At 31.6% G+C, this 11368-nt stretch carries 10 protein-coding genes and 1 pseudogene; 6 read left to right on the top strand and 5 right to left on the bottom strand.

Translation table 11 applies throughout. From position 1 onward, the window contains the following. Window positions 1-116 precede the first annotated feature (116 nt). Window positions 117-809, top strand: a complete 693-nt coding sequence (gloB, locus tag J2S72_RS05370) for a hydroxyacylglutathione hydrolase (RefSeq protein WP_023056043.1) — start codon at window positions 117-119, stop codon at window positions 807-809. 61 nt (window positions 810-870) lie between these two features. Here gloB and J2S72_RS05365 read toward each other — a convergent pair whose 3' ends face one another. The 4 genes and pseudogenes from J2S72_RS05365 to J2S72_RS05350 all read right to left on the bottom strand — a co-directional run bounded on the left by J2S72_RS05365 (window position 871) and on the right by J2S72_RS05350 (window position 3642). Then, on the bottom strand, window positions 871-1011 hold the full coding sequence (locus J2S72_RS05365) for a FeoB-associated Cys-rich membrane protein (RefSeq protein WP_023056012.1): 141 nt from the start codon (window positions 1009-1011) through the stop codon (window positions 871-873). Then, a pseudogene (gene feoB / locus J2S72_RS05360) lies at window positions 1011-3162 on the bottom strand (ferrous iron transport protein B). Before feoB ends, J2S72_RS05365 begins: the two are co-directional and overlap by 1 nt. After that, window positions 3152-3409 carry a FeoA family protein gene (locus J2S72_RS05355; protein ID WP_023056120.1) on the bottom strand — a complete coding sequence of 86 codons (258 nt, stop codon included), beginning with the start codon at window positions 3407-3409 and terminating at the stop codon, window positions 3152-3154. Before J2S72_RS05355 ends, feoB begins: the two are co-directional and overlap by 11 nt. Window positions 3410-3411: 2 nt before the next feature. Continuing rightward, window positions 3412-3642 carry a FeoA family protein gene (locus J2S72_RS05350; protein WP_023056029.1) on the bottom strand — a complete coding sequence of 77 codons (231 nt, stop codon included), beginning with the start codon at window positions 3640-3642 and terminating at the stop codon, window positions 3412-3414. 283 nt (window positions 3643-3925) lie between these two features. On the opposite strand from J2S72_RS05350, the gene J2S72_RS05345 reads away from it, so the two are divergent. Both J2S72_RS05345 and J2S72_RS05340 read left to right on the top strand, forming a co-directional pair. Beyond that, window positions 3926-4699, top strand: coding sequence for a ZIP family metal transporter (locus J2S72_RS05345; protein ID WP_023056020.1), 774 nt, complete (start codon window positions 3926-3928; stop codon window positions 4697-4699). Between the two features lie 16 nt (window positions 4700-4715). Continuing rightward, window positions 4716-4901 (top strand): DUF6440 family protein, encoded by a 186-nt coding sequence (locus J2S72_RS05340; protein WP_023056094.1) that lies wholly within the window; start codon window positions 4716-4718, stop codon window positions 4899-4901. A 365-nt stretch (window positions 4902-5266) separates the two neighbouring features. Here J2S72_RS05340 and J2S72_RS05335 read toward each other — a convergent pair whose 3' ends face one another. Next, on the bottom strand, window positions 5267-6121 hold the full coding sequence (locus tag J2S72_RS05335; RefSeq protein WP_023056016.1) for a DegV family protein: 855 nt from the start codon (window positions 6119-6121) through the stop codon (window positions 5267-5269). Between the two features lie 597 nt (window positions 6122-6718). On the opposite strand from J2S72_RS05335, the gene J2S72_RS05330 reads away from it, so the two are divergent. The 3 genes from J2S72_RS05330 to J2S72_RS05320 all read left to right on the top strand — a co-directional run bounded on the left by J2S72_RS05330 (window position 6719) and on the right by J2S72_RS05320 (window position 11358). Next, entirely contained in the window at window positions 6719-8116 is a 1398-nt protein-coding gene (locus tag J2S72_RS05330) for a Na+/H+ antiporter NhaC family protein (protein WP_023056050.1), read from the top strand. A gap of 25 nt (window positions 8117-8141) precedes the next feature. After that, window positions 8142-9347 carry a methionine gamma-lyase gene (gene megL / locus J2S72_RS05325; protein WP_023056066.1) on the top strand — a complete coding sequence of 402 codons (1206 nt, stop codon included), beginning with the start codon at window positions 8142-8144 and terminating at the stop codon, window positions 9345-9347. A 226-nt stretch (window positions 9348-9573) separates the two neighbouring features. Further along, window positions 9574-11358 (top strand): sulfatase-like hydrolase/transferase, encoded by a 1785-nt coding sequence (locus J2S72_RS05320; protein WP_023056001.1) that lies wholly within the window; start codon window positions 9574-9576, stop codon window positions 11356-11358. Window positions 11359-11368 lie beyond the last annotated feature (10 nt).

Here is an 11368-nt window from a genome sequence, read left to right as displayed (position 1 = left end):
TTTTTTTTAAAATTTTTGAAAATTTTTTATTTTAAATTTTATGATAGAAAATTGTTTTTATCCTTAATAGGGGTATATATTTAAAAATAAAACAAATTTGATGAGGAGAGAAAAAAATGAAGATTTTTCCTATAAAGGCCTTTGAAGATAATTATATTTGGCTTATTGAAAAAAATAATGGAGTAATTATTGTTGATCCTGGTCAAAGTAAAGATCTTTTAAATTATTTAAGGGACAAAAAGCCATATGGTATTTTACTTACTCATAACCATTATGACCACACAGGAGGGGTCATGGACATTAAAAAAGTTTATGGAGATATTTTGGTATATGGTCCAGAGGAAACTAGCCTTATAAACGATGTGAACCTTTCTGACGGAGATGTTTTTAGCCTTATGGGTTTGAATTTTTCAGTTATGGAAACTTCTGGGCATACCCATGGTCACCTTTCTTATTTATTTGATGACAATCTATTTTGTGGAGATGCTCTTTTTATGGCAGGATGTGGTAGGGTTTTTACAGAAGATTACCAGTTGGCTTTTAAGACTATTGAAAAGTTTAAGGGTCTTAGTGATTTTATAAAGGTTTATCCGGCTCATGAATATAGTCTTCATAATTTGGATTTTTCTAAAAAATTTATGCCCAGTGCTAGGGTGGATGAAGAGTATAAAAGGGTTAAGGCTCTTAGGGAAAACAATAAGGTAACTTTACCTACTAGCATAGGTCTTGAAAAGGAAATAAATCCTTTTTTTAGGGCTAAGAATTTTGAAGATTTTGTAAGACTCAGAAAGGAAAGGGACAATTTTTAATAAAAAATAAAAAAACGATGAGATTTTAATTTTCTCATCGTTTTTTGAATTATAAAAATCTTTATTTATCATCTTTCATTGAGCATGAACCCTTGTCGCAACCACAGCCACAGCCGCAGTCACAACCTTTAGTTTTTTTGACATGCTTTATAGCAAAAACTACTACGATTAAAAGGATGATACCTATAATCCAAGTTACCATTAGTTAAGCACCTTCTTATTTTTTAAATCTTTTTCATATAGATTTTCTTTTGTCCTGTCAGGTCTGAATATGAAGTATAGATAAACTATAAGGATAACCAAAGCTACTCCTGTTCCTAAGCTGAAGGCTTCTTTTAATACAAGAACTCTTCCGAATTGATAAATCATAAGAGCTATTGTATAAGAGAAAACGATTTGGTAAGCAGTTGCAAAGGCAAACCACTTCGCTGAACCCAATTCGGATTTTATTGAACCTAAAGCTGCAAAGCAAGGAACTGTAAGTTGGTTAAAGAATACAAAGGCAAAAATAGTTACAGGGTTAAATTGTGTGCTTAAAAGTTGTATAAGGGGAGCAACGTTATCTTCAACATCTCCAAGACCTGCAACAACTCCATAAGTTCCAACAACAACTTCCTTTGCAACAAGACCTAAAATTGTAGAAACAGTAGCCATCCAGTTTCCGAAACCTAAAGGTTTAAAGATAAAGGAAAGTTTCTTTCCTACAAAAGCAAGGATTGAATCTGCTGAAGCATCATCCCAAGAAAGAAATTGACCGCTTGTAGAAATATTTTGTAAGAACCAAATAACAATAGTCATAAGAAGGATTATTGTTCCGGCTTTTATAACGAAAGCCTTGCCTCTGAAATATGTTGCACGAAATACATTGTAGGCACTTGGCATATGATATTCAGGAAGTTCCATTACGAAAGGAGCAGGATCACCGTGGAATAGGTTTGTCTTTTTAAGCATAATTCCTGAAAGAATTACGGCAGTAATTCCTCCGAAGTACCAAACTGGACCATACCACCAAACACCTGGGAAAAATGCTGCAAAAAGTGCTATGATGGCAGTTTTTGCACCACAGGGCATAAAGGATGAAACCATAATTGTCATACGCCTATCATTGTTGTTTTCAATGGTTCTTGTTCCCATAATTGCAGGAACTGAACAACCTGTTCCGATTAAAATAGGAATAAATGATTTTCCTGAAAGTCCAAATCTCCTAAAAATTCTGTCCAAAATAAAGGCTATTCTTGACATGTAACCGCAGTCTTCCAAGATTGCTATACAAAGGAAAAGAGCAACAATTACAGGTAAGAATCCTAAAACAGCTCCAACTCCTGCGACTATACCATCAACAATAAGAGATGTAAGCCAAGGAGCAGTACCAGCACCTTCTAAAAACTTTTGAACGTTTCCTCCTACAATTTCTGCAAAGAATACATCATTTACCCAGTCAGTTACAGGACCACCAACGATTTTTACGGCAAAGTAATAAATACCTATCATTAGAATTGCAAAAATTGGAATTGCTAAAAATCTGTTGGTAACAATTTTATCTATTTTGTCAGATGTTGTAAGTCCTAGATTTTTTTTCTTTACTGAATTTTGAGTAAGCTTTGTTACAAAGTTATATCTGTTGTCAGTGACTATTCCTTCAGCATCGTCATCATAAGCTTCTTCAAAATCATCTCTTATTTCTTTAAGTCTTTTGCTTTCTTCAGAAGTAAGAGAATAATCTTCTAAGACTTTTTCGTCTTCTTCAAACATCTTTACAGCCAACCATCTTTTTGAGATATGGTCTCTAATGGAAGAAAAGTTTTCAATTTCCTTAAAAGCTTCTTCAAGTTTAGAATCAAAAGTTATAAGTTCTTCATTTTTAGTTGCTGCAAGCTTTCTTGCTTCTTCGATTAAAGTATTGATGTTTTTGTGGTGAAGAGCTGAAATTTCAACTACTTTACACTTTAAAATATTTTCAATTTTTTTTTGTATCTATTGTATCCCCGTTTTTTTCAACAACATCAATCATGTTAAGAGCTAAAATAAGAGGAATTCCTATCTCTATAAGTTGAGTTGCAAGATACAAATTTCTTTCTACATTTGAAGCATCAACAACATCTATAATTACATCAGGATGTTCATTAAGTAAAAAATCTCTTGATACAACCTCTTCAAGGGTATAGGGAGAAAGAGAGTATATACCAGGAAGGTCAGTAAAAAATACATCCTTATCATTTTTATAGCGTCCGGTCTTTTTTTCTACAGTAACTCCGGGCCAGTTACCTACATATTGATTAGCTCCGGTCAAAGCATTAAACAAGGTTGATTTACCACTGTTTGGATTGCCGGCAAGAGCAATATTAATTGTCATTTTCTCGTCCCAAAACTTGTTCAATTTCAATTAACTCAGCATCATCACGTCTTATACTAAGTTCATAGTTACGTACGTTAATTTGTACAGGATCTCCAAGAGGGGCAACTTTTCTTATAAAAATTTTGCTTCCCTTAGTAAGCCCCATGTACATAATTCTTCTTTTTAAAGGACCCTTGCCATTGATTTTTGTAATTGTGTAATAATTACCAACGACAGAGTCTTTTAAAGTAAGTTTTTCGTCCATTTTTATAACTCCTCTACAATTATTTTTTTGGCGATATCTTTTCCAAGAGCAAGTCTCGAATCTTTAATTTTAACTATTAAATTTCCGTCATTTTCAAAAACAACACGAACTTTAGCTCCCTTTACAAAGCCTAAATTGGCTATATGAGCTAAAATTTCATCCTTTGTTTTTTTATCTTTAATCATGGCAACTTTAAGATCCACATCCTTAGGAGCCATTATAAGACTAATCAAAACATCACCTCATTATTTAAAATTTAACTTTTAAAAGAATTTATTTAAATTTATAAAAAATTCCGAAATGCCTTTTAATAAAATTATCAATATTAAAAGGCATTAAATAATGTACTATAAGTGATACATAAAATAAGTGATACATAAAATCAATGATATTAATTATATTTTAGAATAAAAAATAAATAAAATTTTATAAAAAAGAAATTTTAATTTATAATATTTAAAACAAATTAAAAAAATATTTTTAAAATATAATTATATTTATTAAATAGGAGAAAAAATGAAAGGAATTAGTGCAAATTTAATAATAGCTTTAGGCTGTATTATTCCAGGCCTTATGACAGGGCTTGGAGCAATACCCATATTTTTTACAAAATCAGTATCACAAAAGGTCCTGGATGTACTTTTAGGAGCGGCAGCGGGAGTTATGCTTTCGGCGACCTGTTTTTCCTTAATACTTCCCAGCATAGAATATGGAGGAGGAGATTTAAAAGCAGTATTAATTGCATCGGCGGGTATATTTTTAGGGGCTTTAATGCTGGATATGATTGATAAGTATGCACCCCATGAGCATTTAATAGATAAAAGAGTTGAAGGGAAAAATACTGAAAGTTTAAAGAAAATTTGGCTTTTTGTAATTGCCATAACAATTCATAATTTTCCCGAAGGACTTGCAACAGGAGTAGGATTTGGAACGGAAAATATTTCAAATGGTATAGCAATAGCTTTAGGAATAGGACTACAAAATATGCCTGAAGGAATGGCAGTAGCCCTTGCCCTTGTAAGAGAAGATTATTCAAAGAAAAGCGCCTTTTTAATTGCATTATTTACAGGGCTTATTGAACCCCTTGGAGCTTTTTTAGGCTTTGGTTTAGTATCTATATTTAGACCCTTAATAGGATTTATCCTAGCCCTTGCAGGAGGAGCTATGCTTTTTGTAATAAGCGATGAAATAATCCCCGAAACCCATTCCAACGGTTTTGAAAGGGAAGCAACATATGGGATTATAATAGGCTTTATAATAATGATGATTTTAGACATACTTTTAGGATAAAAATAAGGAGGAAAAAATGAAAGACAAAAGATTTAAAAAAATTTATGGCCAAGGATTTGTAGACAATCTAAATATCTTTATAGATTTGGAAACTGGAGTAAATTATTTGTCCTTTGTAAACGGATACGCAGGAGGTCTTACACCCCTTCTTGATAAGGACGGAAAAGTAGTAATAACAGATCCAAGGGAATATGAAGATTAAAAAATAAAAATGCTTCACGTGAAGCGTAAAAAATATTTTGTAAAAAATATTGATTTTGTTTTCTCGCCATAGAGTCTTATAGAAGTTTTGTAGGGACCAACTTTGAAGACCTAACCCGATTTTTGAAAAAAATCGTGGTAGGTCTCATGCAACTATTTGCCCAAATCTTTGATTTGGCTGCAAATATCTGCTATTGGTCCGGCGGCGAAGCCAAATAAAAGAAAATAAAAAAACGAAAAAGAAAAAATATGGATAAAAAGTTTATTGAAAAATAAAAATAAAAATGCTCTACGTAAAGCATAAAAAACAAATTAAAAAAATGCCGAAAACTCGGCATTTTATTTTTTTATATTTGCTTTTTGTATTTACTTTTTTAGGATTCCTGAAATCCCCATAGCTCCAGGTCCGCCGTGACAGGCAATAACAGAGCCAGTATTAAACCAATCATAATCTTCAATCTTATGAAAAGAAAGAAGAGATTCTATATTTTTAATATGACCTTCGTTTAAATCTGGGACTTTCACAAGTCTTATGGAACCTTCTTCAAAATCATTTTCTCTGAAAAACTCATTTATCAATTTTCTATAGGCAATTTTAAAAGATCCCATATATTTTTTTCCTGCAACTAAATAGCCATTTTCAATATTTATAGTTGGAAAAATTCTTAAGAGAATGGCTCCTAAATATGCGGCGTTGGAAACTCTGCCTCCCGCCCTTAAAAATAAGAGGGTTTGAGGTAAAAATATAAAGCGAAGTCTTTCTCTTACATCTTCCACAAAAGCAATAATATCCTCGGGACTTGCATCTTTATTTTTTTCAATAAATTTTGCCGTTTCAATCACTAGGCTGCCAAGGCCCACGCTTACATTTTTACTATCTATTAAATAGACATTATCAAAGTTTTCAGCAGCAAGTCTTGCAGAATTAAAGGACACTGTTGTTACGGAAGAATAGGCTATATAAATAATTTTTGCATCTTTATTTTCCTCATTTATTTGTTTAAAAACTTTCTCAAAGTCACCAGGAGTTGCTCCTGATGTTGTGGCTAAGGATTTTTCCTTGTCATAGTAATCGAAAATTTTTTCAACTTGCACATCTTTGTCATCATAGGTTTTATCTCCCATAGTTACGTGCATTTGGACTATTTTTATCTTATATTTATCTAAATATTTTTGCGGCAAATCCGATCCACTTTCTGTTACTAATATATATTTATTCATAGTAACTCCCCGAATTCTATTAATATTAATTTTACAATTGTTTAAAAATTTTAAAATTTAAAATAATTGTAATATAGAAAAATTTTTCAAGCAAGGAATTTTATTTTATTTAGTAAAAAACAAACTTTATCTTAGATATTTTATACAAAAAGAATTATAAAACTAACTTTAAAAAATCGTGAAAATGTTTTACACTGTTCAGACCACTTACATGTTATTAAAATCAAAATTTTTAAAAACATAAAAAAATAACTATTTATAAAAATTTTTTTGATATTTATTTTTATAGAAGATAATTAATATAAGACTTAATAAGTATAGATATGATTTAAAAAACTTTAAAAAACTTATTGCTATATAAAGCCTTTATTGCGATGATGTGATGGAGATCACAAAAACAATATTTTAAACGAAAATTTAAAGTTATAAGCATTTTTAATGTTTATTTAAAATTTATATAAGTTAAAAGCTATACATTTTCGGACTTTAAAGCAAGATTTCGACAAATAAATAGAAAAATGCCATGTTAACATTTTCATTTAGTGTTATAATGAGATTAGCTCTAAGGAGTTAAAAATTTTTTTATAGGAGGGAACTATGGAAAACAGAGTTAAGCCAAAGGGATCGGCACTAATACCTTTCATAGTATTTATTGCATTTTATTTAGGCACAGGTTTTTATCTGAATGCTACTGGTGTAGAACTTGCATTCTACCAAATCCCGGCCCCAATTTCCGTAATTGTAGGTATTATCGTTGCCTTCATCATGTTTAAAGGAAGCGTTGATGACAAGTTTGAAGCCTTTATTAAAGGCTGTGGTGACGAAAACATCATTATCATGTGTATTATTTACATACTTGCAGGTGCTTTCGCATCAGTTTCAAAAGCCATGGGTGGTGTTGATTCTACAGTAAACTTAGGTATGAGCGTTATACCGCCGCAATTTTTAACAGCAGGTATATTTTTAATGGCTGCTTTTATTTCACTGGCAACAGGCACTTCAGTAGGTACAATTTCAACAGTTGGACCTATAGCAGTAGGTCTTGCTACTAAAGCCGGCCTTGATATGCCTCTTGTTCTTGGTGCACTTGTTGGTGGAGCAATGTTTGGAGATAACTTGTCAGTTATTTCAGATACTACTATTGCCGCTACAAGAACTCAAAATGTAGAAATGAGAGATAAGTTCAGAATGAACTTTAAAATCGCTCTTCCTGCAGCAATTATAACTTTTGTTTTGCTTTTAATTTTTGCAAGACCTGAAGTTATAGTTAAACAAGATAATTTGGAATACACCTTTATTAAGGTTGTACCTTACTTAGTAGTTTTAGTTGCTGCTATAGCAGGTATGAACGTATTCTTAGTACTTATGGCAGGTATTATTTTATCAGCTGTTATTGGTGTAGGTACTGGTTCCATTGCCCTTTTAGATGTTTCAGCAAACATTTGGGGTGGATTTACAGGTATGTTTGAAATCTTCTTACTTTCTATGTTAACAGGAGGACTTGCTTACATGGTTAGAAAAGAAGGTGGAATTGAATGGATTATTCAAAAGACAAAGAATTTCTTAGGTGGAGAAAAATCTGCTGAAGTAGGTACTTCAGTATTGGTATCTTTACTTGACGCTGCAGTTGCAAACAATACAGTTGCAATTATAATAGCAGGTCCTGTAGCCAAAGAATTTTCTAATGAGTTTAAGGTTGACCCAAGACGTACTGCATCACTTCTTGACACTTTCTCTTGCGTAATGCAAGGATTTATACCATATGGTGCTCAAGTTCTTATTGCAGCAGGTCTTACTGAAGGAGCAGTAGCACCTTTCCAAATTATGCCATATTTCTGGTATCAATTTATACTTGCTATTGTTGCTTTAATCTCAATATGGGTTCCATTTACTAAACCAAAAGAAACTTGGAACTTTGAATATGACATGAGGCAAGACGAAGCACAAAAATACATCGATCAAGGTGTAAAACCGGAAGATGTAGCACGTGTTTAATATTTTAAATTTATAGGAGGAAAAAATGAATTCAAAAGACGAAATGAAAAAATTAAACTTTGACACAAAGTGTGTACACGCAGGTTATGTAAAGAATGATGTTGGGGCACTTGCTTGTCCTATTTACCAAACTTCAACCTTTATATTTGATTCTGCTGAACAAGGCGGAAGAAGATTTGCTCTTGAAGAAGACGGATACATTTATTCTCGTTTAGGAAATCCTACAAACGCTCAAGTTGAAGCAAAGGTTGCCATGCTTGAGGGCGGTGAAGCTGCCCTTTCAACTGCTTCCGGAATGGGTGCTATAACTTCAGCAATTTGGACAAACTTAAAAGCAGGAGACCACGTTCTTGCTGCAAAAACTCTTTATGGATGTACATTTGCATTCTTAGAACATGCTCTACCAAGATTTGGAGTAGAAGTTGATTTTATAGACATGGCTAACTTAGATGAAGTTAAGAGTCACTTAAAACCGAATACAAAGATAACTTATCTTGAAACTCCTGCAAATCCAAACATGGATATTTCAGATATTGAAGCAATTGCAAAATTGTCTCATGAAAACAATAAAGAAGGTCTTGTAATTGTAGACAACACTTATTGTTCACCATACATTTCAAATCCACTATCTTTAGGTGCTGATATAGTTGTTCACTCAGCTACTAAATACATCAACGGTCACGGCGATGTCATTGCGGGATTTGTTATTGGAAGCCAAGAAATGATAACTAACATTAGATTTGTTGGTCTTAAAGATATGACAGGTGCAGTTCTTGATCCATTTGCTGCATACCTAATCAACAGAGGACTAAAAACACTTCCACTAAGAATGGAAAAACACTGTGCAAACGCAATGAAAGTTGCTGAATTCCTTGAAAATCATCCAGCAGTAGAAAGTGTTGCATATCCTGGACTTAAATCATTTAAATACTATGATCTTGCTAAAAAACAAATGAAACTTCCTGGTGCTATGATTTCTTTCGAACTTAAAGGTGGAATCGAAGCTGGAAGAACTTTAATGAACTCTGTTAAACTTTGTACATTAGCTGTATCTTTAGGAGATGCTGAAACTCTAATTCAACATCCAGCTACAATGACTCACTCTCCATATTCTAAAGAAGAAAGAGAAGCTGCAGGCATCACAGATGGTATGGTTAGACTTTCTGTAGGTCTTGAAAATGCTGATGACATTATTGCTGACCTTGAACAAGCTCTTGGACAAATTAAATAAGATTTGTTAAAGCTTAAAAAAGCAAATTAAATTAAAAAATTCGGTCTTTATTTAGTCTATTGGATTAAAATTAAAGACCGATTTTTTTATAGGGTAAAAATTTTTTAAAAAATTGCAAGATAATTGTAAAGAAATTTATCAATTGTAAAAAAATCTTGTATTAATGGGGTAAAAGTGGTTTAATTACAATAAATATCATAGTTAAAAAGGAGAAATTTCTTTATAGATGAATAGATTAAAAAAGAATGTATATTTAATACAATTATTACCTTCTTTAGTTTTAACAATATTTGTTATGTTTATATCAAGTTATGGCTTTAAAGATGGAATATTTTTTTCGTATTTTAAAGAACCCTTAATAATTTTATACAATTTTATTCCAATTTATCTTTTTGTATTAATTTTAAGTTTTTTATTTAAAAGTGAAACAATAGGATTCGGAGCAACAAGCCTTATAAGTCTTTTACTTGCCTTTACCAATGGGAAAAAAGTTTTGTATAGGTCTGAACCTCTTTATTTTTCAGACTTTAAATTTATAAAAGAAGCTTTTACCATGGTTAAAAAATATAAAGTTGCACCGGACAAGCAAGTTCTTATAGGCTTTGTCTTAGTTTTGGTACTCTTTGTATTTTTAATAAAATTTTTTAAAAATAACAAAGCTCTGTGGCGGTTCAGATTTTTACAATCCATAATTTTAACTTGCCTGCTTTTTATTTTTACAAATATTTATATTTTTGATGAGAATGTATACTCATCTCTTGGATCTCAAAGCAATTTAAATCTTTGGATACACCTTGATTCTTATGAGTCAAAGGGTTTTGTATATCCTTTTTTACACTCTATAAAATCTGCGGTAGGTTATAAATATAAAGACTTCAATGAAAAAAAGGCTGAAGAAATTTATTCAACTTATAAAAGCAAAGGAATACCAGATGAGAAAAAAGTAAATATTATTGCAATACAACTGGAATCCTTTAAGGATTTTTATATGTATAGAAATTCTAATCTTGAATTTACCCACGATCCCTATAAATATTTTCATGATTTACAAAATGAATCTATTTATGGGCAGACTATAGTTAATGTTTTTGGAGGTGGAACTTTTTATACTGAATCCAGTGTAATAAGTGGATATAGAAACACGCCGACCTATGATATACCAAGAAAAACTTATGCGAGATATTTAACAGATCAGGGCTACAAAATTGAAAGCTCCCATCCTTTTGTAGGAACTTTTTACAACAGGGTAAATGCTTATAAATCCATTGGTCTTGGGACTTTTTATGACATGGAAAACACCTTCAGCAAAATGAGTGATGACATTTTATTTGATAGGGAATATTTTAATTTTATTTTAGATAAGTTTGACGAGAACAGAAAAAACGGACCTTATATGAGCTTTAATGTAAGTTATGAAGGCCATGGCCCTTATAATGAAGAAGAGGGGCCTCAAAATGAAGCTTTAGTTTGGAATGATAATTATACAAGAGAAGATTTTAATTATTTCAACAATTATTTAAATCTTATGGAAGACACATCAAATCAACTTGAGATTTTAATAAATCATTTAAGACAGGTTGAAGAGCCAACTGTATTAATATTCTGGGGAGATCATTCTCCATCAATGCAAGAGCAAAACAGACTTTTTAAAATTTTTGGTATAAATGACAATTTGGCAACTGTTGATGGATTTTGGAATAATTATTCAACTCCTTATATTATTTGGGCAAATGAAAAGGCAAAAGAAGTAACTGGAAATGCTTTTAGGGGACAGGGTCCTGATCTTGATCCTTGCTTTTTGTTTAATTATCTTTTTAAACAGTTAGGTTATGAGGGAGATTGGTACAATCAATATCTAAGTGATTTTACAAGAAATATAGATGTTATAAAACCTCACTTTTTAAAGGTCAATGGTCAATTTCGTCTAAATGGAGATATGGAAACAGACAAGAAAATTCAAGAATTTTACAACATGGAATATTATCGAATGAAGGAAAAAGTTGAAGAATAATATTTAATAA

The organism is Peptoniphilus koenoeneniae, assembly GCF_030812875.1.
Taxonomy (GTDB): domain Bacteria; phylum Bacillota; class Clostridia; order Tissierellales; family Peptoniphilaceae; genus Peptoniphilus_B; species Peptoniphilus_B koenoeneniae.
The sequence above is the reverse complement of the archived record's forward strand: the minus strand, read 5'-3'. Positions and strand labels throughout refer to the sequence as shown.